Origin of the sequence: Sphingosinicella sp. YJ22, from assembly GCF_011320075.1 — a bacterium.
Taxonomy (GTDB): domain Bacteria; phylum Pseudomonadota; class Alphaproteobacteria; order Sphingomonadales; family Sphingomonadaceae; genus Allosphingosinicella.
Genome location: NZ_JAANPA010000025.1, coordinates 1 through 23,916, shown reverse-complemented (window position 1 = coordinate 23,916; position 23,916 = coordinate 1). Strand labels below are relative to the sequence as shown.

General features: G+C 69.2%; 28 protein-coding genes, 1 tRNA gene and 1 pseudogene. 9 read left to right on the top strand and 21 right to left on the bottom strand.

Annotated elements, in window-relative coordinates; all coding sequences use genetic code 11:
* The first annotated feature begins 102 nt into the window (after positions 1–102).
* Positions 103–882, top strand: coding sequence for a phosphoribosylaminoimidazolesuccinocarboxamide synthase (gene purC / locus G7B71_RS10000; RefSeq protein WP_166040417.1), 780 nt, complete (start codon positions 103–105; stop codon positions 880–882).
* A 114-nt stretch (positions 883–996) separates the two neighbouring features.
* Here the strand turns inward: purC and G7B71_RS09995 are convergent, their stop codons facing one another.
* From G7B71_RS09995 to G7B71_RS09975, 5 genes are all read right to left on the bottom strand, one after another.
* A complete protein-coding gene (locus G7B71_RS09995; protein WP_243406195.1) occupies positions 997–2,025 on the bottom strand; it encodes a M23 family metallopeptidase in 1,029 nt (342 codons plus the stop codon).
* Between the two features lie 223 nt (positions 2,026–2,248).
* Positions 2,249–3,049, bottom strand: a complete 801-nt coding sequence (locus G7B71_RS09990) for a ferritin-like domain-containing protein (protein WP_166040413.1) — start codon at positions 3,047–3,049, stop codon at positions 2,249–2,251.
* A gap of 98 nt (positions 3,050–3,147) precedes the next feature.
* Complete coding sequence (locus G7B71_RS09985) at positions 3,148–3,663, bottom strand: hypothetical protein (RefSeq protein WP_166040411.1); 516 nt, start codon at positions 3,661–3,663, stop codon at positions 3,148–3,150.
* Positions 3,664–3,728: 65 nt separating this feature from the next.
* A complete protein-coding gene (locus tag G7B71_RS09980; RefSeq protein ID WP_166040460.1) occupies positions 3,729–4,193 on the bottom strand; it encodes a peroxiredoxin in 465 nt (154 codons plus the stop codon).
* Between the two features lie 2 nt (positions 4,194–4,195).
* On the bottom strand, positions 4,196–6,931 hold the full coding sequence (locus tag G7B71_RS09975; RefSeq protein WP_166040409.1) for a bifunctional [glutamine synthetase] adenylyltransferase/[glutamine synthetase]-adenylyl-L-tyrosine phosphorylase: 2,736 nt from the start codon (positions 6,929–6,931) through the stop codon (positions 4,196–4,198).
* Between the two features lie 51 nt (positions 6,932–6,982).
* On the opposite strand from G7B71_RS09975, the gene G7B71_RS09970 reads away from it, so the two are divergent.
* Positions 6,983–7,162 carry a hypothetical protein gene (locus tag G7B71_RS09970; RefSeq protein ID WP_166040407.1) on the top strand — a complete coding sequence of 60 codons (180 nt, stop codon included), beginning with the start codon at positions 6,983–6,985 and terminating at the stop codon, positions 7,160–7,162.
* A 111-nt stretch (positions 7,163–7,273) separates the two neighbouring features.
* Here the strand turns inward: G7B71_RS09970 and G7B71_RS09965 are convergent, their stop codons facing one another.
* From G7B71_RS09965 to G7B71_RS09955, 3 genes are all read right to left on the bottom strand, one after another.
* Complete coding sequence (locus G7B71_RS09965) at positions 7,274–7,954, bottom strand: sigma-70 family RNA polymerase sigma factor (RefSeq protein ID WP_166040405.1); 681 nt, start codon at positions 7,952–7,954, stop codon at positions 7,274–7,276.
* 79 nt (positions 7,955–8,033) lie between these two features.
* Positions 8,034–8,171 (bottom strand): hypothetical protein, encoded by a 138-nt coding sequence (locus tag G7B71_RS09960; RefSeq protein WP_166040403.1) that lies wholly within the window; start codon positions 8,169–8,171, stop codon positions 8,034–8,036.
* 97 nt (positions 8,172–8,268) lie between these two features.
* Positions 8,269–9,069 carry a response regulator gene (locus G7B71_RS09955; RefSeq protein WP_166040401.1) on the bottom strand — a complete coding sequence of 267 codons (801 nt, stop codon included), beginning with the start codon at positions 9,067–9,069 and terminating at the stop codon, positions 8,269–8,271.
* Between the two features lie 281 nt (positions 9,070–9,350).
* Here G7B71_RS09955 and G7B71_RS09950 point away from each other — a divergent pair, with 281 nt between their 5' ends.
* Both G7B71_RS09950 and G7B71_RS09945 read left to right on the top strand, forming a co-directional pair.
* Complete coding sequence (locus tag G7B71_RS09950; protein ID WP_243406194.1) at positions 9,351–9,554, top strand: hypothetical protein; 204 nt, start codon at positions 9,351–9,353, stop codon at positions 9,552–9,554.
* A 39-nt stretch (positions 9,555–9,593) separates the two neighbouring features.
* Entirely contained in the window at positions 9,594–11,180 is a 1,587-nt protein-coding gene (locus tag G7B71_RS09945) for a sensor histidine kinase (protein ID WP_166040399.1), read from the top strand.
* Positions 11,181–11,206: 26 nt separating this feature from the next.
* Here the strand turns inward: G7B71_RS09945 and G7B71_RS09940 are convergent, their stop codons facing one another.
* On the bottom strand, positions 11,207–11,392 hold the full coding sequence (locus G7B71_RS09940; RefSeq protein ID WP_166040397.1) for a hypothetical protein: 186 nt from the start codon (positions 11,390–11,392) through the stop codon (positions 11,207–11,209).
* A gap of 377 nt (positions 11,393–11,769) precedes the next feature.
* On the opposite strand from G7B71_RS09940, the gene G7B71_RS09935 reads away from it, so the two are divergent.
* The gene (locus tag G7B71_RS09935; protein WP_166040395.1) at positions 11,770–11,895 is read left to right on the top strand and encodes an entericidin A/B family lipoprotein; all 126 of its coding nucleotides are present in this window, start codon (positions 11,770–11,772) and stop codon (positions 11,893–11,895) included.
* A 57-nt stretch (positions 11,896–11,952) separates the two neighbouring features.
* Here the strand turns inward: G7B71_RS09935 and tatC are convergent, their stop codons facing one another.
* The 5 genes from tatC to G7B71_RS09910 all read right to left on the bottom strand — a co-directional run bounded on the left by tatC (position 11,953) and on the right by G7B71_RS09910 (position 14,907).
* Entirely contained in the window at positions 11,953–12,735 is a 783-nt protein-coding gene (gene tatC / locus G7B71_RS09930; RefSeq protein WP_166040393.1) for a twin-arginine translocase subunit TatC, read from the bottom strand.
* Positions 12,732–13,172, bottom strand: a complete 441-nt coding sequence (gene tatB, locus G7B71_RS09925; protein WP_166040391.1) for a Sec-independent protein translocase protein TatB — start codon at positions 13,170–13,172, stop codon at positions 12,732–12,734. The genes tatC and tatB overlap by 4 nt, the downstream gene beginning before the upstream one ends.
* A 113-nt stretch (positions 13,173–13,285) precedes the next feature.
* A complete protein-coding gene (locus tag G7B71_RS09920) occupies positions 13,286–13,528 on the bottom strand; it encodes a twin-arginine translocase TatA/TatE family subunit (RefSeq protein ID WP_166040389.1) in 243 nt (80 codons plus the stop codon).
* Between the two features lie 30 nt (positions 13,529–13,558).
* Positions 13,559–14,158 (bottom strand): SMC-Scp complex subunit ScpB, encoded by a 600-nt coding sequence (gene scpB, locus G7B71_RS09915; RefSeq protein WP_166040387.1) that lies wholly within the window; start codon positions 14,156–14,158, stop codon positions 13,559–13,561.
* Positions 14,155–14,907: a ScpA family protein gene (locus G7B71_RS09910; protein ID WP_243406193.1), complete on the bottom strand. Its 753-nt coding sequence runs from the start codon at positions 14,905–14,907 to the stop codon at positions 14,155–14,157. Before G7B71_RS09910 ends, scpB begins: the two co-directional genes overlap by 4 nt.
* 307 nt (positions 14,908–15,214) lie before the next feature.
* On the opposite strand from G7B71_RS09910, the gene G7B71_RS09905 reads away from it, so the two are divergent.
* On the top strand, positions 15,215–15,436 hold the full coding sequence (locus tag G7B71_RS09905) for a hypothetical protein (RefSeq protein ID WP_166040383.1): 222 nt from the start codon (positions 15,215–15,217) through the stop codon (positions 15,434–15,436).
* Positions 15,437–15,451: 15 nt separating this feature from the next.
* Here G7B71_RS09905 and G7B71_RS09900 read toward each other — a convergent pair whose 3' ends face one another.
* Entirely contained in the window at positions 15,452–16,378 is a 927-nt protein-coding gene (locus G7B71_RS09900) for a glutaminase (protein WP_166040381.1), read from the bottom strand.
* A gap of 40 nt (positions 16,379–16,418) precedes the next feature.
* Positions 16,419–16,862 carry a redox-sensitive transcriptional activator SoxR gene (soxR, locus tag G7B71_RS09895; RefSeq protein WP_166040379.1) on the bottom strand — a complete coding sequence of 148 codons (444 nt, stop codon included), beginning with the start codon at positions 16,860–16,862 and terminating at the stop codon, positions 16,419–16,421.
* A 98-nt stretch (positions 16,863–16,960) separates the two neighbouring features.
* Here soxR and G7B71_RS09890 point away from each other — a divergent pair, with 98 nt between their 5' ends.
* A complete protein-coding gene (locus tag G7B71_RS09890; protein WP_166040377.1) occupies positions 16,961–17,332 on the top strand; it encodes a VOC family protein in 372 nt (123 codons plus the stop codon).
* Here G7B71_RS09890 and G7B71_RS09885 read toward each other — a convergent pair.
* Entirely contained in the window at positions 17,329–18,858 is a 1,530-nt protein-coding gene (locus tag G7B71_RS09885; RefSeq protein ID WP_166040375.1) for a M28 family peptidase, read from the bottom strand. The genes G7B71_RS09890 and G7B71_RS09885 overlap by 4 nt on opposite strands.
* A 58-nt stretch (positions 18,859–18,916) precedes the next feature.
* Positions 18,917–18,990: transfer RNA gene (locus G7B71_RS09880), tRNA-Gln, on the bottom strand.
* 149 nt (positions 18,991–19,139) lie between these two features.
* Here G7B71_RS09880 and G7B71_RS09875 point away from each other — a divergent pair.
* Positions 19,140–20,237 (top strand): Ppx/GppA phosphatase family protein, encoded by a 1,098-nt coding sequence (locus tag G7B71_RS09875; RefSeq protein ID WP_166040373.1) that lies wholly within the window; start codon positions 19,140–19,142, stop codon positions 20,235–20,237.
* Between the two features lie 9 nt (positions 20,238–20,246).
* Positions 20,247–20,897, top strand: coding sequence for an RlmE family RNA methyltransferase (locus G7B71_RS09870; RefSeq protein WP_166040371.1), 651 nt, complete (start codon positions 20,247–20,249; stop codon positions 20,895–20,897).
* Between the two features lie 91 nt (positions 20,898–20,988).
* Here G7B71_RS09870 and G7B71_RS09865 read toward each other — a convergent pair whose 3' ends face one another.
* From G7B71_RS09865 to G7B71_RS09855, 3 genes and pseudogenes are all read right to left on the bottom strand, one after another.
* Entirely contained in the window at positions 20,989–21,717 is a 729-nt protein-coding gene (locus G7B71_RS09865) for a DsbA family protein (protein WP_166040369.1), read from the bottom strand.
* A gap of 21 nt (positions 21,718–21,738) precedes the next feature.
* Positions 21,739–23,130, bottom strand: coding sequence for a M48 family metalloprotease (locus G7B71_RS09860; protein ID WP_166040367.1), 1,392 nt, complete (start codon positions 23,128–23,130; stop codon positions 21,739–21,741).
* A gap of 78 nt (positions 23,131–23,208) precedes the next feature.
* Positions 23,209–23,916 (bottom strand): annotated as a pseudogene (locus G7B71_RS09855) (hypothetical protein); the annotation flags it as partial.

Genomic DNA, 23,916 nt, shown 5'->3' with positions numbered 1-23,916 from the left:
TTGCCCTGCCCCGCCCCCTGTCCTATAGGGTCGCTCCCGATACGCCCCGGGGGCCAGCGACACGCGCCGCCGGGGCTTGATCTTTGGAGCGTCGCACAGCCCATGTCCCGTCGCCGTCTCGTTTATGAAGGCAAGGCCAAGATCCTCTACGAGGGTCCTGAGCCGGGGACCTTGATCCAGTATTTCAAGGACGACGCGACCGCGTTCAACGCCCAGAAGAAGGGCTCGATCGCCGGCAAGGGCGTGCTCAACAACCGCATCTCCGAGCATATCTTCACCCTGCTCGGCCAGATCGGCATCCCGACGCATTTCGTCCGCCGCCTCAACATGCGCGAGCAGCTGATCCGCCAGGTCGAGATCGTCCCGATCGAGGTGGTGGTGCGCAATGTCGCGGCCGGATCGCTGTCGACCCGGCTCGGGATCGAGGAAGGCACCCCGCTCCCGCGCACGATCATCGAATATTATTACAAGGACGACGCGCTCGGCGACCCGATGATCGCCGACGAGCATATCGCCTGCTTCGGCTGGGCGAGCCAGGAAGAGATGAACGACATCGCCGACATGGCGATCCGGGTGAACGACTTCCTGTCGGGCCTGTTCGCGGGGATCGGCATCCGCCTCGTCGACTTCAAGCTGGAGTTCGGCCGTCTGTGGGAGAACGATTTCTCCCGGATCATCCTCGCCGACGAGATTTCGCCCGACGGCTGCCGCCTGTGGGACATGGCGTCGGGCGAAAAGCTCGACAAGGACCGCTTCCGCCGCGACCTCGGCGGCGAGGCCGAAGCCTATCAGGAAGTCGCGCGCCGCCTCGGCCTGCTGCCCGAGGGCGAGGCCAATATGGTGCTGGACCTCGACACCCACCGCAAGAAGCGCGGGCGGTAAATCGAGCCCCTCCCCAGCGGGGAGAGGGCGATTGCTCGCCGACCCGCCCGAACATTGATGCAAAAAAAGAGGCGCCTCGCGGCGCCTCTCTTGTTTCGCGAGTGGAAGCCTACCTTAGCGGCTGCCGCCGCGGCCGCCGGAGCTGCTCTGGAGGGCGGCGAGGGCCTGGCCGGACTGCAGGAAGGGCAGCGGGTTGACCGCGCGGCCGTCGATGCGGACCTCGTAGTGAAGGTGGCTGCCGGTCGAACGGCCGGTCGAGCCCATCAGGCCGATGACCTGGCCGCGACGGACTCGCTCACCGTCGCGGACCATGATGCGCGACAGGTGGCCGTAGCGGGTGGCGATGCCGGCGCCGTGGCCGAGCTCGACGAGGTTGCCGTAGCCGCCGCTGTTCCAGGCGGCGGTGGCGACGGTGCCGTCGGCGGTGGCATAGATCGGCGTACCGATCGGACCGGCCATGTCGATCCCGCCATGCATCGCGGCGCGGCCGCGGAACGGATCGGAACGGACTCCGAAGCTGCTGGTCCAGCGCGCGCCCTGAACCGGCATCATCGACGGGATCGAGGCGACGCCCTGCTCGAGCTGCTCCATCTGGCGCCAGCTGGCGAAAAGCTGGGCGAAGCGCGGATCGACGTCGGCATTGGCCGGGGTCGCGCCGCCGGCGGCTTCCTCAAACGGACCGCCGACGCCACCCTGGGCGAGACGGCGCGGATCGATGCCGAGGCGGCGGACGGCCGCCGCGGTCTGGCGGTAGCGCGCGCGGGTGGCGGCGTCGGCCTGGGCAGCGAGCGACAGCTGCATGCCTTCGATCTGCTCGAACTCGGCGGCGATGCGGGGATCTTCGATGTCGCCGTCGACGGCGGCGGGAAGGAGACGGGCGACGTCGGCGGGATCGGCCTGACCGGACAGCATCGCCGATAGGAAAGCCTGGCGCTGCTCGACAACTTCGGCGCGCTCGGCGGCGGCGGTGCGAAGAGCCTCGACGTCCTGTTGCATGTCGGCGACCTGGCGCTGCATCGTGGCAACGTCGCTGGTCATCGCGCTGGCATATTGGACGGTAGCATAGCCGGACCAGGCGAGCAGGCCGAGAACCGCGCCGGTGGCCGCGGCCTGGGCCCGGCGGCCGACGGTGAAGCGACGCAAGCTCCTGCCATCGTGGAGAAAAATATCGCGAGATTTGAACGCGCCCCGGAACTTGCTGCCCCACCCGCCGTTCTTACGCTGAACCGATACCTGCATTCTCATCCTCAAAACATGCGGAGCCCCATGAGGCGCTCCGTTCGCGCTCGCGACGATGCAGTCTGCGCTGCGGTTGCCGTTTCGAGTGCCCACCCGATCGATGTGCAAGGGGTGGGCGAAGAAGGCGTTAATCGGCAATCCCTGCGTAGAATTCGCGGGACAAACCGGCCTCGGCCCGCGCCGAGTCGTTGAACGGTGGCTTAATCGCGCCCCTAAAATGGCGGCGCACGAGGCCGTGCCACAGGGCGACCGGCTCCTCCCCCGCCGATTCGCAGCCGTAACGGAACCACTTCATCCCGGCGCCGACGTGACGGATCTCGTCGCGATAGATGCGGCCGAGAATCACCGCTGAACGGGCGTCGCCGACGCGCTCGAGCGACGCCACGGTCGCCGGCGTGACGTCGAGGCCGCGCGCCTCCAGCACGGTCGGAACCACGGCGAGACGGGCGAGCGGATCGTGGGCGGTGGCGGCGGCGGCGTCCCACAGGCCGGCATGGGCCGGCAGGTCGCCATAGCGGGCGCCGAGCGCGTGGAGGCGGCGGTCGAGCAGCGCGAAATGCATCGCTTCGTCGGCGCCGACGCCGATCCAGTCGTCGACGAAGCCGCGCGGGAAGCGCTCCCCGAACCGTCCGACCAGATCGAAGGCGAGGTCGATCGCCGCGAACTCGATATGGGCAAGCGCGTGAAGCAGGGCGATTCGGCTGCGCTCCGACCCCGCGCGGCCGCGTTTGGGCATGCGGTTGGGCGGAAGCAGCTCCGGCCGCTCCGGCCGGCCGGGCGCGCCGGGCATGGCGACGTCGAAGCGATGGCCCAGCGCGCCGCGGCGCCAGGCGCGGGCCGCGGCTCGGGCGATCTTCACCTTCCTCAGCGGATCGGCGGCCAGAAGGACGTCGCGGCAGGCCTGGGCGATGGTGTCAGGGGCAGTCATGTCATTCCCGCGAAAGCGGGAATCCAGCTGCCTTGCAAGCGCCGCGGAAACGGAAGGAGAAGCTGGATCCCCGCTTTCGCGGGGATGACAGGTTGCTGTTAGAGCCCCGCCAGATCCTCGCCGGCCGGCTCGGTCTCGATGACCACGCGCTCGAACTCGGGCTCGTCCTCGACGACCCGGTAGCTGGTGTAGCGGGTGACGTCGCGCCACTCGGCGACCTCGCGCTCGACCTTCACCTCGCGCGGCTCGTAGCGGGGGACCGAGACCGGCACGTAGCGCGGTTCGGGCGCGGCGCCATGGACCGGCTCCCAGTTCGCCGCGACCGCGGTGCGCGCCGCGGGCGTGCCGCAATCGCCGCATTCGGCGGCCAGCGCCGCCTCGCTCTGCGCCCAGCCATAGGCGCTGGCATAAGTCGGCCCGACCGGCGGCAGCGGGTCCTGCGACACGTCGCGCGGAGTCGGCGCCGGGCCCTGGAAATGGATCGGGTCGATCTGCGCGATGGCGCTCTCGCCGAGCTGGAGCCCGACCGCGCCCGAGACCACGGTCAGCACGCCCATCACCGGGAGCAGATTGGAATTGCCCAGCTTCATGATGGTGCGAAAACGAGCATTCATCGCTGGCGTTCCCCCGCCCGGCCCCGTCGACGCGCTTTAGCCCTCCGCAGCGCGGAGGGCCAGCGTCAGGGCAGCGCGCGCGCCGCGGCCAGGACGTCCTCGGCGTGGCCGGGCACCTTCACCTTTCGCCACACCCGTTTCACGACGCCGTCGCGGTCGATCAGAAAGGTCGCGCGCTCGATACCCATATATTTGCGGCCGTACATCGACTTCTCGACCCAGGTGCCGAACGCCTCGCACGCGGCGCCTTCCACGTCGGACAGGAGCCGGACCTTGAGGTCGTATTTGTCGGTGAACTTGGCGTGGCTCTTCGGGCTGTCTTTCGACACGCCGGTGATGAAGGTGCCGGCCTTCTCGAACTCCTCGGCCAGGGCGGTGAAATCCTGCGCCTCGCGGGTGCAGCCGGAGGTATCGTCCTTCGGGTAGAAATAGAGGACCAGCTTCTGGCCCTTGAAGTCGCCGATCCTCACGGTCTCCCCGTCCGCGCCGACCAGCGCCACGTCCGGAGCAATGTCGCCTTCGTTGACCATCGTCATTCCTCTGCTTGCGCCGCGAAAGCGGCCCATGATTGCGATACCCTCTGGCGCGCCTCGTCGTGCGCTTCAAGCAAAGCGTCCCAATCGGCGAGGCCACACGCCTGGGCGACCAACGCGCGCGAGGGCGGCGGCGGCTCTGCCGATTGCGGCGAGACGAGCCGGAACGTGACCAGCATGCGGGTGAGCAGGCGATAATCCTCGACGAGGTCGGGCAGGACGAGGCCCGCCTCGGCGAGCGCCGTGAGCGCGACGTCCATGCGCGGGTCGAGCCCGGTGCGATGGATGAGCTGAAGCGACTGGACGAGAAATTCGAGGTCGACGAGCCCGCCCTCGCCCAGCTTGATGTCGAACGGCCCCTTGGCCGGCTTGTGGCGCGCGATCTCGCGCCGCATCGTCCGGGCGTCGGCCGCGACCTTGCCGGGATCGCGCTCGCTCTGAAGGATCTCCGCGACCGTCGCGCCCAGCGCCGCACGCGCCTCGGGCGAGCCGAACACGGGGCGCGCTCGGGTCAGCGCCATATGTTCGAAGGTCCAGGCGTGGCTGGCCTGATAGTCCGCGAAGCTCGGCAGCGAGACGGCGAGGAGTCCGTCGCGGCCGGACGGGCGCAGACGCAGGTCGACGTCGTAGAGCGGCCCCGCCGCGGTCGGCACGCTCAGCGCGGCCGAGACGCGCGGCGCGAGGCGGTTGAAATAATCGGTCGCGCGCAGCGGCTTGGAGCCGTCCGACTGCGCTTCGTGGGTGCCGCTGAACAGGTAGATCAGATCGAGGTCGGAGGCATGGGTGAGCTCGCCGCCGCCGAGCCGGCCCAGGCCGAGGATGAGCAGCTCGGAGCCGGGCACCTTGCCGTGCTGGCGCTCGAACTCGGCGATGGCGGCGCGGGCAAGCACGTCGATCGCCGCCTCGGCGACCCGGGCATAGCCGCGCGCGGCGTCGAGCGGGTCGGACCGGGCGAGGACGATCTGGGCGCCGAGCGCGAAGCGCACGCCGTTGACCCGGGCGCGCACGCGGTCGAGCAGCATCTGGTAATCCTCGCCGCGCCGTTCGCGCCGGGCGAAGTCGTCGGCAAGCGTGGCGACGTCCGGCGGCGGAGCGAAGGCGCTGGCGTCGATCAGGCCGTCGAGCAGCTCCGACCGCCGCCCGAGCTGGTCGGCCAGCGTCGGCGCGTGGCTGAGGATATTGGCGAGATAGTCGACCACCGCCGGCCGCGCCTCGAGCAGGCGGAAGAAATTGACTCCGCTCGGCAGCCGCTCGACGAGATTGTCGAAGCGGTTCAAGGCCGCCATCGGGTCGGACGACTGGCCGAATGCCTCGACGAGCCCCGGCAGCATCGCCTCGAACGGGTCGCGCGCGGCGGCGGTGCGCAGCGCCCGGGCCTTGCCGCTGCGCCAGCCCTCGATCCGCGCCGCCGCCGCCGGGGGGTCGGGAAAGTGGAGGCCGGCGAGCCGCTCCTCGAGCGCGGCCGAGCCCGGCAGCCGGGTCTGCGATTGCGGCGCGAGCGCGCCATAATGGTCCGCCACAGACTCGACATGCGGGCGCAAGAGGTCGAGCAAAGCGGCGCCGTCCGCCAGGCCGTGAAGCTGCGCGACATTGTCGAGCCCTTCCGGAGTCGGCGGCAGCTGATGGGTCTGCTTGTCGTCGACCATCTGCACGCGATGCTCGATCGTGCGCAGGAGGCGATAGGCGTCGCTGAGCGCGGCCGCCTCGTCGGCGCCGATCCGCCCCGCCGCGCCCAGCGCGGCGAGCGCGTCCATCGTTGCGGGCGCGCGCAGCTGCGGCTCGCGGCCGCCATGGATGAGCTGAAGTGCCTGGGTGTAGAACTCGACCTCGCGGATTCCGCCGCGCCCGCGCTTGAGGTCGAAGCCAGGGCCGAATTTCTGGCCCGCGGAATAATGGTCGCGGATCTGTCCCGTCACCGCCTGGATCTCGCCGACCGCGCCGAAATCGAGGCTTCGCCGCCACACGAACGGGTGGATCGCGTCGAGGAAATAACGGCCGAGCGCGGCGTCGCCCGCGGCATGGCGCGCGCGGATGAAGGCCGAGCGCTCCCACGGCAGCGCCGAGGATTCGTAATGGCTGATCGCGGCGTCGACCGGCAGGGCGATCGGAGTCACTTCCGGCGACGGGCGCAGGCGCAGGTCGACCCGGAAGGCGTAGCCGTCCTCGGTGCGCTTCTGCAGCAGCTCGACGACGCGCTGGCCGATCCGCACCGCAGCCTGGCCGGAATCCTCGCGCTCGCGCCGCGGCAGCGTCGCCGGGTCGAACAGGAACAAGAGGTCGACGTCCGACGAGTAGTTGAGCTCGCCGCTGCCGAGCTTGCCGAGAGCGATCACCGCGAAGCCGCGCACCGGCGCGCCGGGACAGCGTTCGGCGATGGCGGCCGCGACCGCCCGCTCCAGCACCCTGTCGGCAAGCTGCGACAGCGTCGCCGTCACCTGCTCCAGGGTGAGCAGCCCGGCAAGGTCGCCGATCGCCAGCGCCAGGGCGTGCCCGGTCCGCTCGCGGCGCAGCGCCGCCATGACGTCGCCGTCCTCCCCCTGCGCCCGCGCCAGCGCCAGCGCCTCGCCCAGCCGGCCGGCGCAAACCGCGGTCGCGACAGGATTTTTCGACTCGAGATGGAACCGCAGGAAGGGGGAGTGCGTTCGCCCACGTTCAACCGCCGGACCCACGCGTTCGATGTCATCTTGGTCGCAACCAAGTGTCTCTTCAACGCAACGTGGTTCTGAATCCGTCATTGTGGTCCGGTACAGTTGCAACCGCATCTAGGAACGTACGTTAAGAAGGCCGTGGAACCGTTGAATGCAAGCCGGGAAGATGGGACCGACCGCGGTCACAAGCGCTTCGTGAAGGTGGCGCCGCCCACCGTTCATGCGGGCGTCGGCAATGCCTTGCGCCAGGCCTTCCAGCTCGACGGCGAGATGCGTTCCCTCACCACCTTCGAGGACCTGTTGGCGCGGCTCGATTGAGCGCGATCCCAGGCACCGCGTCACACCTACCCGTTTCGGCATTCCGCCCCGCCCCCCTGAGCAGTCGTCGGACGCGCTCTGAAACAGGGTCCGGGCGACAGTCGCGCGGGATCAGGCCTTCGTCTCTTCCTCGTCCTCGCCCTCGTCGGGCGTGGGGAGGCGGTCGCGGCTCAGATCGTCGACTTCGCTCATGATCGCCTGGAGCGCGGTCTTGTCGTGATTGTCGTGCTCGCGGCGCGACGGCAGCTTGCCTTCGCTGAGCAGGGCCTCGAGCGCGACTCGGCCGCGCGCGACGCGGCTCTTGATCGTGCCGACCGCGCAGCCGCAGATCTCGGCCGCTTCCTCGTAGGCGAAACCGCCGGCGCCGACGAGGATCAGCGCCTCGCGCTGGGGCTGTGGCAGGTGGAGCAGCGCGCGCTGCATGTCGGCGAGTTCGATATGCTTGTCCTGGCTCGCCGGCGCGGCGAGGATCTTGGACGCGGTCAATTCGTCCCACTCGCCCTTGAATCGGGCGCGCCGCATCTGGCTGAGGAACAGGTTGCGCAAGATGATGAAGGTCCACGCGCGCATGTTGGTGCCCGCCTGGAAGCGCTTGCGCGCCGCCCATGCCTTGAGCAGCGTCTCCTGGACGAGGTCGTCCGCGAGATCGCGGCTTCCCGACAGCGACCGGCCGAACGCGCGCAGGTGCGGAATGACCTGGCCGAGCTGCTGCTTGAACTCGTCGTCCGGCAGCGGCACGAGCTCTTCACGCTCGATCGTCGCGTCTTCTTGCGCCGGCTTCACGCCCGACATGGAGCTGCCCCCGATATACATTGGACTTTATACGTGCGCGACTGAACGGGCGAGTTTAGCACCCATTCGCTTCGGCAACCTACATCCAGATCAGATAGATGATGACGAAGGCCAGGATGGTCAACGTCAGTCCGAAGAAAAGGACGTAGCGCGCCACGTGCGGCGTGGTGCCGGCGCGCGCTTCGGTTTTCCCGAGATGGTCCGGGCCTTGATTCATGGCGAATGGGATACCCTCGCTCAAAAGTTCCAATCGTTTCGCGGGCTAACGCGCCCCCGCACGGGCGGTTCCCCGCCCGTGCGAAGAGATTGAAAACTTAAGCCGGAAGCGTCGCCGGATCGAAGAACAGGGCCTGGGCGATCGCCGCCTTCACCGTCGAGCGCTGGAACGGCTTGGTGATCAGGAAGGTCGGCTCGGGCCGCTCGCCGGTGAGCAGCCGCTCGGGGAAGGCGGTGATGAAGATCACCGGCACCTCGAATTCGGCGAGGATGTCCTTGACCGCGTCGATGCCCGAGCTGTCGTCGGCGAGCTGGATGTCGGCGAGCACCAGTCCCGGGCGCTTGGCGAGCGCCAGGCTGACCGCCTCGTCGCGGGTCACCGCGACTCCGACGACGCTGTGGCCGAGGTCGCGGACGATCGTCTCGATGTCCATCGCGATGATCGGCTCGTCCTCGATGATCAGCACCTCGGCGCGGGTCTGCCGCTCGATCTCCTCGAGCGCCTCGGCGACCAGCGATTCCACTTCCTCGGGCGCGGCGCCGATCAGATAGCCGGCATCCTCCGGCGTGAAGCCTTCCATCGCGGTCAGCAGCAGGGCCTGGCGCGACAGCGGCGTGATCCGCGACAGGCGGGCCTGGGCGATGCTCTCGGCGCCGTCGCCCTCGGCGCCCGAATAGCCCGGATCCTCCTCGATGTTGGCGGAGGACCAGATGGCGTGGAAGGTGCGGTAGAGTCCGACCCTCGGGTCGACGTCGCGCGGGAAGGAGTCCGGCGCCGCGACGATCGCTTCCAGGGTCGCGCGGACAAAGGCGTCGCCATGCTTCTGCGTGCCCGTGAGCGCGCGCGCGTAGCGGCGTAGGAAAGGAAGATGAGGCGCAATTTCCTGGCCGAGCGACATTCGTTTCGACTCCTCAATCATTTAAAGCGTGCGCCTATGAGGGCGACCCCCGCTTGGCAAGTGTAACGGCGCTCGGACAGGTTTGTGACAGCCCCTATGGCCCCCGCCCGATACGCCTGCAGAACCTGTGGAACCATCGTCGGAGTTTTTTGTTTCCAAGCCCACGCGGCGTGATTATTTCGCCCGCGACAATTTGCGCTGGAAAACACGGTTCGATCCAACCTCACGCAAGCGGTTGATCAGATCCGATAGAATGAGCGGACCGCGGGTGGGGTGATCCTTTGACCTTTCACAATGAACTGGAACGTGAGCGGCGTCGCAAGGTCGAGGGTGACCATGCGGCCGATCCCGAAGCGCCGCGCAAGCCGCGCAACAAGAAGAAGCAGTCCGGCGACGTCGGCGATGCCTTGCGCAGCGTCTATGAACGCGCGGTCGCCGAGGACATTCCGCCGGAGATGCTCGATCTCCTCGGCAAGCTCGGCTGATTCTCCCCGCACGCGCAACATGAAGCGTCGGGGCCGCCGGTGACCGAACGACAGCAAAACCCGGTCCGCGCCTGGTTCGGCGGGCTCCCGACCGCGACCAAGATGCTGCTCATCCTCGGCGCGGCGCTGCTGCCGCTGCTGGTGATCTCCGTCCTGGCCAGCATCGAGAGCGCGCGCGACAGCCGCTCCAACGCACTCGCCGAGGCGAACACCAATCTCGCGCTGTCGGCGCAGCGCCTGTCCTCGGTCGTCAATCGCGCGGCGTTGATCGTCAGGATCGCCAGCGACGCGGTGCGCCGACCTGAAACCGCGGCGCTCGCCTGCCAGCATGCCGACGCACAGCTGCGCGCGAGCGGATCGCCGCCGGTGCGCTTCCTCGTCTACGATCCGGGCGGCGGCGTCGCCTGCCCGCCGCTCACCGTCAACCCGGCACCGGCGCCCCGAGTCGCTGCGGGTGCCACGTCCGCCGCCTGGCTCGATCCGCAGGGCGAACTGCTCCGGCTGTGGCTGTACGACGCCGGCGGCCGCCCGCTCGGCCAGATCGAGTTTCCGCGCGCGTCGCTCGAAGCCGCCGCCAATCTCGGCAGCACCACCCAGCCGACCGAGATCGAGCTGGCCGTGGATGATTCGACGATGCGCCTGTTCGCGTCGCAACCGGGCCAGCAGGCGCTCGGCGGGGTCGTGCTGCGCGAGCCGATCACCGCCAGCGGCGTCGAGTTGCGCCTCCACGCCGCGGCGCCGCGCATGAGCTGGGAGGAGGTGCTGATGATCGTCCTCCCGCTGCTGATGTGGCTACTCGCCGCGGTGGTCGGCTGGCTGGTCGTGCAATATCTGCTGCTCAACCCACTGCTGCGCATGCAGCGCGCCATCGCCGCCTACGTGCCGGGCGACCGCGGCTTCGAACGGCCGACCGTGCACAGCGCCGCCAGGGAGATCGACGATCTCGGCAATGCCTTCGCCGAGGTGACTCGCACGGTCGCGCGCCACGAGGCCGATCTCGAAGCGGCGGTCGAGCGCCAGACGCGGCTGGTCCGCGAAGTCCATCACCGGGTGAAGAACAACCTCCAGGTCGTCGCGTCGCTGCTCAACATCCATTCGCGCAGCAGCGTCAGCGACGAGGCCGCGGCGGCCTATGCGTCGATCCAGCGCCGGGTCGACGCGCTCGCCGTGGTGCACCGCAACCATTATGCCGAGCTGGAGGAAAATCGCGGAGTCGCCTTGAAGGCGTTGGTTTCGGAGCTCGCCGCCAATCTGCGCGCCACCGCCCCCACAGGCGCGGCCGGCATGCAGATCCGACTCGCGCTGGAGCCGCTCTACGCCACCCAGGACGTCGCGGTGTCGACCGCCTTCCTGGTCACCGAGGTGGTCGAGTTCGGCATGCTGTGCGGCGCGCGCATCGTCGCCATCGCGCTGGAGCCAGAGCAGGACGGCCGGGCCCGGCTGGTGCTGGAGTCGGAAGTCCTGGCCGGCAAGATCACCTGCTCGCCCGACGTCCAGGAACGGTTCGATCGCATCGTTTCCGGGCTCGCACGCCAGCTCCGCTCCACGCTGGAGCGCGACGGCGAGGCCGGCCGCTACAGCCTGACCATCGCCGTGGTCGACCGCGACACGCCCGCGGTTCCCTGAGCGCCGTTGGGCGCCATCATTTGAGCCTAGCGCGTGCGGTCGTCGTCGGAGCGGTCGTCGCTATAGTCCGGGCGGGCCACGTCCTCGCGGTCCGCGCGCTCGAGCGCCGCGGTGCTGTCGCCGCGCCCGCTGAGCTTCTTGCTCGGCCGAGTCCCGTCGCGGTTGACTCCGTCTATGTCCGAATGGGGCGGCGAGCTCGGCGGCTTGGGCATGGATGGGTTCCTTTCATCCGCTCCAACCGGTCAGGCCCGACTCGGTTGCCTCCCGGCCTGTCCGCTCCGCTTCCCGATAAAATCGCAGAAAAAAAATCGCGCGGGCTGGAACCCCGCCCCGCCAAGGCCGTTGAGCAGTCCGGATAGTGACCTTTTGCCCCCCCGCTCTCGCTATCCAGAACCATGAGCCCGGACGCGCTAACCTCCCCCCCCCCCCGGTAGCGCCTCCGGGCTCAACTTTTCTGAAGAGCCAGGGCTTTCCCCCGTATTAGCCACGCCTTGACGCGACTCCGCCGAACGGGTGGAACCGCGCCACGCCGACAGCATTGTCAGGCGCATGGACGGGTTTCGTGCCCGTGGCGGTTCAGGAGAGTAAGATGCGCAAGATGCTCACGCTGTTGGTGCTGACCAGCGGCCTCGCCCTGGCGGCGTGCAACACGATCGAGGGCGCCGGACGCGACGTCCAGTCGGTCGGCGAAAAGGTTTCCGACCTCGCGGACTGATTCCGCTACTCGCAAGATCCCTGGAGGCGTCGACCGCAAATCGGCGCCTTCTTCGTGTCAGGCGTCCGCGGACGCCTTTCTCGCTCGGCGGCGGTGGGTGAGCATGATGCCGATCAGCGCGAGTTCGTAGAGAAGGATCAACGGGAAGGCGAGGAGCAGCTGCGAGATGATGTCGGGCGGGGTCAGCACCGCGGCGACCACGAAGGCCGCGACGATCGCGTAGCGGCGGCCCTTGCGCAGCTGCTTGAGCGTGACCAGGCCGGCCCGTTCGATCAGCATGAGCAGCACCGGCAGAAGGAACGAGACTCCGAAGCCGAACAGGAACTTGGTGATGAAGTCGAGATAGTTGCCGACGCCCGGCAGCGCCTCCTGCTGGACTCCGCCGAGATTGCCCTCGAAGCCCAACAGGAAGTGAAGCGCCACCGGCACTGCGAAATAATAAGCGAGCGCCGCGCCGCCGAGGAACAGCACCGGAGTCATCAGCAGGAACGGCAGGAACGCCTTCTTCTCGTTCTTGTAGAGGCCGGGCGCGATGAACAGCCACAATTGGCCCGCGATCACGGGAAAAGCGAGCATTCCGCCGGCGAAGAAGGCGACCTTGATCTGCGAGAAGAAGGCCTCGAACACGTTGGTGAAGATGAGCCGGTTCTGGCCCGCCACCAGCAGCGGGTGGACCAGCCAGGTGAAGATGGCCTGGGCGAAATAGAGGCAGAAGCCGAAGCAGATCGCCAGCGCGACGAAGCACCAGATGAGCCGCCGCCTCAGCTCGATGAGATGGTCGAGCAGCGGCGCCCGGCTGGCGTCGAGCTCGTCGCCGTCCAGCTTGGGAAGGTCGTTCATGGCAGGCCCGGCTTCGCCCGCGGCGCTCGGCGCGCGGGCCTGCTCGTCGACGTCGATTCAGCGACGGGCGCGGGGATGGCCGAGGCGGCCGGTTCGGCCGGCGCCCGCTTGTCGAGGGTCATTGGCTTGTCGAGGAGGACCGCGGTCGTTTCCGCTTCCTCGGGAAGCGCCGGCTTGCCCCAGTCGCTGTCGATCAGCGCCGCGGGGTGCGCCTTCATGATCGCCTCATTCTGCTCGCGCCATTTCTTCTCGAGGTCGGCGATCTCGGTCTCGCGCATCATCTGGTCGACGCCGAGGCGGAATTGGCTCGCCATGCCCCGCGCCTTGCCGACCCATTTGCCGATCTCGCGCATCACCCGCGGCAGGTCCTTCGGCCCGATCACCACGACGGCGACCAGGACGATCAGGAACAGTTCGCTGGAATCGACCCCGAACATGCGACGTTTCTACCCGACTTCCCTCAACACGTCATTGCGAGCGCAGCGAAGCAATCCAGCATCGAGCCATGGACTGCTTCGTCGCTGCGCTCCTCGCAATGACGGAAAGGGGCTCAGCGCTTGTCGAGGTCGGCGGTCGGCTGCGCGGACGCGGTCGGCGTCTCGGCCGGGCGCTCGTCGCTCAGCCGCGGCTGCGGGCGCGGCGTCGCCGGCTCGTCCTCCTCGTTGAGGCCCTTCTTGAAGCTCTTGATGCCGCGTCCGAGGTCACCCATCACGCCGGAGATGCGCCCGGCGCCGAACAGCAGCATCACCACCACCAGCACGATCAGCCAGTGCCAGATGCTCGTCATACCCATTGAAAATTCTCCTCGCGGCCGTGCTTACACCTAAGCGGCGCCGTTGTCAGTTTCCAGATCGAGCAGGTCGGGATCGCCGCCCGACCGCTCGAGGGCGACGTCGATCGGATCGAGCAGTCCGGCGGCCTTGAGATCGTCGATGCCGGGCAGGTCGCGCCGGCTCGCCAGGCCGAAATGGGACAGGAAGGTCGCCGTGGTGGCGAAGGTAAGCGGCCGCCCCGGCGCCTCGCGCCGGCCCGCCGGCCGCACCCAGCCCGCCTCCAGAAGCACGTCGAGCGTGCCCTTCGAAATCTGCACGCCGCGGATCGCCTCGATCTCGGCCCGGCTGACCGGCTCGTGATAGGCGATGATCGCCAGCGTCTCGACCGCGGCGCGGCTGAGCTTGCGGGTCTCCTCGCGCTCGCGGCGGAGCAAGGGGGCAAGGTCCGCTGCGGTCTGGAAGTGCCAGCGCCCGCCGCGCTCGACCAGCTCGACTCCGCGGCCGGCATAATGGTCGCGAAGCTGCTGAAGGGCGGCGCGCACCGCGAGCGCCTCGCCGGCCATTTCGGCGATCTCGTCCGCGGTCAGCGGCCCCTCGGCGGCGAACAGGATCGCCTCGACCGCGCGAAGCATCTCGTCCGGTTCGTTCATGCCCGCCTCAACAGCAATTCGCCGAACGGCTCGTCCTGGGCGATGGCGACCTTGCCCTGGCGCGCCAGCTCGAGCGCGGCGACGAAACTCGAAGCGAGCGCCGAGCGGCGAAATTCGCCGTCCTGCGTCTCGGGCAGGAAGCTGCGGATGTCCGCCCAGTCGACGCGCACTCCGATCAGCCGCTCGATCCGCACCAGCGCCTCGTCTAGAGTCATCACCGGCCGGCGAGCGACCATGTGGACGACCGGCGCGCTGCGCGCGCGCACCCGTCCGTAGGCAGCGATGAGGTCGTAGAGCTCGGCCTGCCAGCGCGCTCGGCGGATCAGCGGCAGCCCTTCGGGCGCTCCGCGCAGGAAGACGTCGCGGCCGATGCGGTCGCGCGCGATCAGCCGCGCGCCGGCCTCGCGCATCGCGTCGAGCCGCTGAAGCCGCATCTGCAGCCTGAGCGCGAGGTCCTCGGGGCTGGGCTCGACCTCCGGGTCCTTGGGCAGCAGCAGGCAGGATTTGAGATAGGCGAGCCACGCCGCCATCACGAGGTAATCGGCGGCGATCTCCAGCTTCAGCTGGCGCGCATCGGCGATGAAGGCGAGATATTGCTCGACCAGCGCGAGGATCGAGATCTTGGCGAGGTCGACCTTCTGCGCCCGCGCGAGGGTCAGCAGCAGGTCGAGCGGCCCTTCCCACCCGTCGAGGTCCAGCCGCAGCCGGTCTGGCTCGTCGGGCGTGTCGAAGGGGTCGGCCGAATCCACGAGCCAAAGTCTAGCGGCTCGCGCATGCGAGTCGAAGCCCGCCGGCGCGCCGAAGCCCCTGTTCCTGTGGATCAGTTCGCGGCCGAAGGGGCGGAAGGGCCACCTCCCCAGGCGCCTTCCGCAGGTCCGATCGACGCGCGGGAGAGGACTGTCCGCGCCGGCCGTCGCCATGCGGCACGTCTGGCCCGCGCGCACCCACACAGGTCAGTGCCGCGCCGCTTTTTCGCCAAGCCAGGTTATCTTCGCGCGGCCAGCGCGGAACGCGGGGGCGCTCTCCTGCGTCGTCGCGGTCGAGGGATCGGCACCCATGCACTGGTACTGCCTGTTCATCGACGACAAGCCCGCCGCCGCCTGGCACCGCCAGCGCCGCCATGCGCTGCGCGACGCGATGACGGCCGGCGCCGCGGCCGCCCTGCCCGGTCACGCCAAGCGCTTGGTCTGGCACGATGGCGCGCGCATCCATGTCTGCAACAATGCCCATGACCGCGACCGCTGGGGCGTCTCCGACGGGCCTCACTCGGGACCCTGATCGCGGCCGGCAGGGTTACGGGCGCGGCGCGAACACCGACCAGCCGGTGAGGTCGACGAGTTTCTCCAGCGCGAGCGCGCCGACGGCGCTGGTGCCGGAGGCGTTGAGGCCCGGCGACCATACCGCCAGGGTGCCGTGCCCCGGAGCGACCGCGAGGATGCCGCCGCCGACGCCGGACTTGCCGGGCAGGCCGATCCGGTAAGCGAACTCGCCCGAATTGTCGTAATGGCCGCACAGCATCATCACGCTGTTGATTCGGCGGGCATTGTGCCAGGCGACGACCTCCGCGCCGCTCGCCGGGTCGCGCCCGTCGAAGGCGAGGAACAAGGCGGCGCGGGCGAGCTGGCGGCAGCTCATCGCCACCGCGCATTGCCTGAAATAGGCGCCCAGCACCGTCTCCACCTCGTTGTCGAGGATTCCGTAGGTCTTCATGAACCAGGCGAGGCTGCGGTTGCGGCTGCCGGTCGCCGCCTCCGACGCCGCCACCTCCTCGTCCACCGAGATCGCCGCGTCGCCGCTGCGCGCGCGGAGCAGCGCGAGGAGCGCGCCGATCGCCGCATCGGCGTCGCCGGCGCCGATCAGCTGGTCGGTGACGGCGATGGCGCCGGCGTTGATCAGCGGGTTGCGCGGCCGGCCGTCCTCGCGCTCGAGCTGGACGATCGAGTTGAACGCGCTTCCGGACGGCTCGCGCCCGACCTTGTCCCAGATCGCCACGCCGACCTTCTCTAGGACCAGCGAAAGCGTGAACACCTTGGAGATGGACTGGATCGAAAAAGCCGCCTCGAAGTCGCCGGCGCCGTGCACCGCGCCGCCGGCGTCGGCGAAGGCGATTCCGAACTTGCTCGGATCGACGCAGGCCAGCGCGGGAATATAGTCGGCGACCTTGCCCTCGCCGCGATGCGGCTCGATCGCCGCCAGCACCTCGGCCAGGATGTCGTCCATGCCGCCCCCTTCCGGATGCCTTGCCTAGCGGCAAAGGCCGCTAGAAGTCGAGCAGCAGCCTTGGTCCCGGCCCGCGCTCGCGCAACCTGTCCTGCGGGTTGTAGAGGGCGCAGCGCTTCAGCGACAGGCAGCCGCAGCCGATGCATTCGTCGAGCTTGCTGCGCATGTGGGTGAGCGCTGCGATCCGCTCGTCGAGGCGCTTGCGGAACAGCGCGCTGATCGCCGCCCAGTCCTTCTGGGTCGGAGTTCGCCCCTGCGGCAACTTGGCCAGCACCCCTCCAATCTCCTCGATGGTGAAGCCCAGCTGCTGCGCGATTCGGATGAAGGACAAGCGGCGGATGTCGGAGCGCAGGAAGCGCCGCTGCCCACCGCGGTTGCGTAGCGCGCTGACCAGCCCGCGCGCTTCGTAGAAGCGGATCGCCGAGACCGATAACCCGGTCCGCGCGGCGAGGTCGCCGATCGGCAGCAGGTCGGTCGTGTGCATGATTCCTCTCCGTCGGGAGCTGCTTGACCTGAACTTAGGTTGAGGTTCTATCAAAGCGCCATCGCGAAACGAATCGCAAGCGAAAGGACATTCGGACGATGGCTAAGGGCATTCTGGAACATGTGAACGTGACGGTCAGCGACCCGCGACGGACGGCGGAGATGCTTGAGCGCCTGTTCAGCTGGAGCATCCGCTGGGAAGGACCGGCCAAATTGAACGGCCGCACCGTCCATGTCGGCACCGACGACGCCTATGTCGCGCTCTGGTCGCCGCCCCCGGGCTTCACCGCGGGTGACGAGGACAGCCGCCTCAACCATATCGGCGTGGTCGTCGATGATCTCGACGCCACCGAACGCAAGGTGATCGCCGAGGGCTTCACCCCGCAGAGCCACGCCGACTACGACCCCGGCCGCCGCTTCTATTTCGACGATTCGGACGGAATCGAGTTCGAGGTGGTCAGCTACGCCTAGCGGCGCCGATAGGGGTTGCCGCGGACGAATGCCGGCCGCCGGTCGGCGTCGGCGACCCGGGCGACCAGGTCGTAGAAGAAGCGGTTGAACCGCTCCGCCGCGACCGGGTCCCACGGCTGGGTGAGGTCGTCCCCGGGATGATGGTAGCGGGTCTGGTACCACAGCCGGTAGCGCCGCTCGGCGTCGCTTCCGGGCTCGTAGCCGAACACGAAATTGATCGCCGGCACGCCCGCCATCAGGAACGGCCAATGGTCGGTGCGCTGGAGGAGGTTGCGCTCCGGCTCGGGATCGAGACGAACCCGGATTCCCATCCCTTCCGCCACCGCCCGTGCATCCTCGCCCAGAGTCGTGTCGTCGAGCGCGTGGACGGTGAGCAGGTCGAGCGGGAAGATCGGCCGCAACTGATCGAGGTTGATCATCGCGGCGACCTGGTCGCGCGGCATCGGCAGATGGTCGACGAGCCAGCGCGACCCGATCAGCCCCTTCTCTTCGCCGGTGAAGGCCGCGAACAGGACCGGCCGCCGGAAGCCCCGCCCCTGCCTCTGCTCGGCGAGGCGGATCAAAGTCGCGACATAGGCCGCGTCGTCGAACGTGCCGTTGTAGAGCCCGTCCCCGTCGATCGGCTCGCCAAAGCCGTAGCCGTCGAGATGCGCGCCGACGACGACATATTCGTCCGCCAGCGCCGGATCAGTGCCGGGGAGGACGCCGAGAACGTTCGGGGACGAAAGGGTGCCGCGGCCAATCGCAAAGCGGGCGTCGAGACGGGCCGGCGGGTCGGAACTCGCCACCGGCTCACCGCGGTCGGCGGCCCGAAGCAGATCGTCGGCGCCGTCCGGAACCAGCCAGCCGAACCATTCGGCATTCCACCGAATGACCGGGAGCGCGGCGGCTGCGGGCGGCGCGGCGTCGAGCAACGAGACGGACCGCGCATAGGCGATGGGCCAGCGGGGCGGCTCGACCATGAAATACGGGTTGTCGACCTGGATGATCGCCGCCGCCCGCGCCGCGGCCGCGGCCTGGACCTGCTGCCCGGCCGACGGCGCTCCCGTTCGCCTGGTGTTGAGGCAGACGACGACCTTGCCGGCCACGTCCCGGAGGTCGGCCGCCGCGCAATAGCCGCGAAAGGCCAGAGCCCCGGAAACGGAAGCGGGCAATTGCTCGGTCGGCCGCACGGTCCAGGCATGGAGGAACTGCATCTGCACCGGGCGCGCACCCTGGCCGGTCAGCGTCAGCGCGGTGCCGGCGCGATCGACCCGCACCTCCTTCATCGCGATCGGCTGGAACCAGGTCCCGTTGTCGCCGGCCGGCCGCAGCCCCGCCCGCCGCCACCGTTCGACGACAAGGGCGGCGGCGCGGTCATAGCCGGGCGAGCCGGTGTCGCGGCCCTCCATCGCATCATTGGAAAGTTCGGCGGTCACCGCCCACCACGCCCGAGTCTCGGCGTCGCTGATCGCCGGTCCCGGCGCCGAAGTGGCGCAGCCCGCAAGCATCAGAATGAAGGAAGCCGCCCAAAACCTGCCGCGCATGATCATCCCCTACCGTGACGCGGCAGAGGCATAGAGGCTTGGATCAGAAGGCGGAAGCTGGATGCCCGACGAGGATTCGAACCTCGATTGACGGAGTCAGAGTCCGTAGTCTTACCATTAGACGATCGGGCAACGCGGACGGGCGAAATAGGAGCGCGGCCCGGCCCTGTCAACGCCTCGGAAACCCCTGTGCTTGCCCGAAACGGTCGCCTCGTGTACGACTGGCGGCAAGTCAGCGGACGGTATTCCCGGCCGCCAAGAGAACAAGAGTAAGTGTCAGGATGGCGCAGCAAGCCGTACCGGCTCCGCAAGCGCCGGGCGGGGGTCCGGCCGACGCGGCCTTACCCACCACCGCTCCGGTTTCCGAGGGCCTCGCCCCGCTCGCCGCCAACGGCGTTCCCCAACATCGCCGCTTCCCGCGCCACACTTATGGCGCGATCGACCTCGGCACCAACAATTGCCGGCTGCTCGTGGCGCGGCCGTCCGACGACGGCTTCACCGTCGTCGACGCCTTCTCGCGCGTGGTCCGGCTCGGCGAAGGGCTCGGCACCTCGGGCAAGATCAGCCAGGACGCGATGGACCGCGCCGTCGCCGCCCTCTCGGTCTGCTCCGACAAGCTCCGCCGCCGCCGCGTCAGCCTCGCCCGCTCGGTGGCGACCGAGGCATGCCGCCGCGCCGTCAACGGCCGCCAGTTCGTCGAGCGGGTGCGCCGCGAGACCGGAATCGTGCTCGAGATCATCTCGCCCGAGGAGGAAGCGCGGCTCGCCATGCTCGGCTGCCACCGCCTGCTCGAGCCGGGCGACGGTCCAGCCCTCATCTTCGACATCGGCGGCGGCTCGACCGAGCTGGTGCTGATCGACACCGACGGCGAGGCGCCGCGAATCCGCTGCTGGTGGAGCGCGCCCTGGGGCGTCGCCTCGCTGACCGAGAGCGAGGGCACGGTGTTCAAGGACGCCGACGAGCGCCTCGCCGCCTACGGCCGCATGCGCGAGCGCGTCCGCCACGCTTTCCGCCGCTTCCAGCAGCTGCTTCCGGCGGACAAGACCAACATTCGCCTGATGGGCACCAGCGGCACGGTGACGACTCTGGCGAGCGTCTACCTCGCTTTGCCCGCCTACGACCGCAAGCAGATCGACGGCCTGATGGTTCCGGCGCCGGCGATGCGCGAGATCAGCCAGATCCTGTCCGTCGCGAGCCATGACGAGCGCGCCAAATTCCCGTGCATCGGCCATGAGCGCGCCGACCTCGTCGTCGCCGGCTGCGCGATCCTCGAGACGATCATGGACATCTGGCCGGCCGACACCCTCGGCATCGCCGACCGCGGCATCCGCGAGGGAATCTTGCGCAGCCTCATGGCGCGCGACGGCTATCGCATCTAGAGAGCGGCCATGCCCGCCCCTCCCAAACAGCGCATCCGCACCGCCAAGGGGCGCAAGATCAGCTCGACCAAGTGGATCGAGCGCCAGCTCGCCGATCCCTATGTCCGCAAGGCCAAGGCCGAGGGCTACCGCTCCCGCGCCGCCTACAAGCTGATCGAGCTGAACGAGCGCTTCAAGTTCCTCGGCGGCGTCAAGCGCGTCGTCGACCTCGGCATCGCTCCCGGCGGCTGGACCCAGGTGGTGCGCAAGACCGCGCCGCAGGCGGTGGTGGTCGGCATCGACTTCCTGCCGACGGACCCGATCGAGGGGGCGACCATCCTCCAGCTCGATTTCATGGACGACAGCGCGCCCGACCTTCTCAAGGAAGCGCTCGGCGGCCCCGCCGACGTCGTCCTATCGGACATGGCCGCCAACACCGTCGGCCACCCGCAGACCGACCATTTGCGCACCATGGCGCTGGTCGAGGCGGGGCTGGACTTCGCCGGCGAAGTGCTCCGCCCCGGCGGCGCCTATGTCGCCAAGGTGCTGGCCGGCGGCGCCGACAACAATCTCGTCGCCGAACTGAAACGCCGCTTCACGACCGTGAAGCACGCCAAGCCGCCCGCCAGCCGCAAGGATTCGAGCGAGTGGTACGTCGTCGCGCAGGGGTTCAAGGGCTAGGTGCACCCGTCATTCCAGCGAAAGCGGGAATCTCCCGGCCCTCTCGAGACCACATGAATTGAGATGCCAGCTTTCGCTGGCATGACGATCTCTAGGAACGCGAAGCCCGCGCCTCTTCGATCGCCTGCTTCAAGCGCTCATAGCCGACCGCGCCGTGCATCACCTGGTCGCCGACCACGAAGGTCGGCGTGCCGGTGGCGCGCAGCAAATTGGCGAGCTCCATGTTGCGCTGGAGTTCTTGGCGGTGGCCGTCGCTCGATCGCGCGAGCTGGACGCCGACGGCGCGCTGGACCTGGGCGACGTTCTGGGCGCTGGGCGGACCGAGCGCGAACAGGGCGTCGTGGAACTGGCGGAAACGGCCCTGCTCGGCGGCGGCGAGGCTGACGAAGGCAGCCTCCTGGCTGGCCGGCCCGAGCACCGGCAGCTCGCGCCACACCACCTTCAGGCGCGGATCCTCGCGCAGCAGCCGCTCGACCACCGAGTTGCTCGCCCGGCAATAGCCGCAGGCATAGTCGAAGAACTCGACCAGAACGACGTCGGCGTCGGCCGCGCCTGCCCAGGCGCTGCCATAGGGCGTCTCGAGCTGCGCCCGGCGCGGCCCGATCGCTGCGGCGGCCTCACGCTGCTGAAGCCGCTCCATCGCCTCCGGGATGATCTCCGGATTTTCGAGGATATAGTCGTGGACGACGCGCTCGGTGCGGGCGTCGCCGAAGCCGCCCTGCGCCAGCACCATCGCCCCGCCGCCGACGACGAGGCCGATCGCCCCCGCCAGCAACAACCCGCTCATGCCGCCCGCGAGGCGGCTCTTCTTGTCGCTCATTCCTTGGTCACCGTCCCCGGATTATCGCCGCCGGCGCCGGCCGCGCTGGTTCTCGAGCGCGGCGCGCGACACCATCACGATGTCCTGCGCGCGGATCCAGTCCGGCGTGCCCGCGGTGATTCCGGCCATGGCGTTGCGCGCGCTGGCCAGCGCCAGCTGCGGCTCGTTCATCAGGCTGTAGCGCTCGGCGCTGGCGAGGTTGGCTCGGCCGAGGTCGCCGGCGCGGTCGTAGACGACGCCGAGCTGGAACCAGGCGAAGGGATTGCGCTCGTCGCGCTGGACGACGGTGCGCAGCACCCGCTCGGCCTCGGGGAAATTGGCCGGGTCCTCGGTGGCGATCAGCGCATGGCCGAGCATGGTCGCGATCAGCGGCTCGCTGCGCGAGCGCTCGACCGCCTCGCGCAGAACCGTGATCGCCTCGGTCGGGCGACCGGACTCGAGCAGGATCTGGCCCTTCAATTCCAGGAAATAGGGATCGTGCGGCTGCTCGGCGAGCAGGGTTTCGACCTCGGCGAGCGAACGCTCGGGATAGGCCGCGCGGTGGAGCGCGAAGGCGCGCGCATAGCGCGCCGGAACCGAGGTGTCGCTGTCCGGATAGGCGGCGAGCACCCGCTCCGGCTCGTCGATATAGCCGCGCAGCTTGGCGCGCACGCGCTGGAAGCGCGCCTCCAGCTCCGGCGGGGTCGGGCGGTCCCAGGCCGGGTCGGTGCGATAGACATTCTCGAGCACCGCGATGCGCTCGCGATTGAGCGGGTGGGTGCGCTGGTAGCTGTCGGTCTGCGGGATGGCGAGGCGGAACTCCTGGTTCTGCAGCTTCTCGAAGAAGGCGATGCTGCCGCGGCCGCTGATTCCGGCGCGGCTCAGGAAGCTGGCGCCGGCTTGGTCCGCGCTGTTCTCCTGGACGCGGCTGAAGGCGAGGAAGCGGCTCATCGCCGCCGCCTGGCCGCCGGTGATGATCGCCATGCCGGCCTCGGGCGCTCCGACCGCGATCGCCGCGGCGCCGAGAAGCAGGGACAGCAGCGATATGTTGCCGGCCTGGCCGATCCCTTCCTGCAACCGGATGATGTGGCCGCCGGTGACGTGGCCGAGCTCGTGGGCGATCACGCCCTGGACCTCGTTGGCGTTGCTCGCCGACGTGATCAGTCCCGAATGGAGATAGACGATCTGGCCGCCGGCGACGAAGGCGTTGATGCTGGCGTCGTTGAGCAGGACGATGCGCACGTCCGCCGGCCGAAGCCCCGCCGCCTCGATCAACGGCGCCGACATGTCGCGGAACAGGGCTTCGGTCTCGGCGTCGCGGAGCACCGACTGCGCCATCGCCGGCCTAGCGACGAAGGCGAAGCTCAGCACGAGCAGCAGCAGAAGGCGGGCAAGGACGCCGCGACCGCGGCGGGCGTGAAGAGCTTCAGCCATGGTCCTGCTCTCTTCTCCGCATTGTGAACCGCCGATTAAATCTTTTCCCCTCCGGCCAGAGCCGGAGGGGAAGATCGATCAGCCGCCGAAGGTGCGCTGCCACCAGCCGCGGCGGGCGGGCTCGCCCGGGCCGGTCATCTCGGCCTCGTCGCTGCCTTCCATCGTCTGACGCTCGAGCATCGGCGCTTCCGGCGAGTCCGGCGCGGCGGTGCCGTTGCCGGCGTGACCGTCGAGCTTCTCGGCGACCTGGGTCGGCACGACGCCGCCCTCGTCATTGGCCGGCGCCGGCACCGGCTCGGCCGCGGCTGCGGCCTCGGCCTCGGCATCGGCCTTCTTGCGACGGCCGCCGGTGCGGCGCTTCTTGGGCTTCTCCTCGGCCGGCGCTTCCTCGGCGGGAGCCGCTTCAACCGGGGCCGGCTCCGCCGCCGGGGCTTCCGCCTCGACCGGAGCGGCGGTCTCGGCCGCGGCCTCGCTCGCCTCGTCGGCCTTGCGGGCGCGCGGACGACGACGGCCGCGCTTCGGCTTCTCGTCCTCGGCGGCGGCCTCGACGGGCGCTTCGGCCGCTTCGGCCTGGACCGTCCCGGTCTCGGCCGTCACGGGCTCGCCGCCCTCGGGCGCCTCGACCGCTTCGATCTCCTCGCCCTCGGCGCCGGCTTCGCGCTGCTCGTCGCCACCCTGGCGACGGCCACCGCGGCGGCCGCGGCGGCGGCGGCGGCGGCGTGGGTCGGAAGAGCACGCGGCTGGACTCCAGCCGGGAGAAACGAACACGGACGCCGGCTCGCGCGA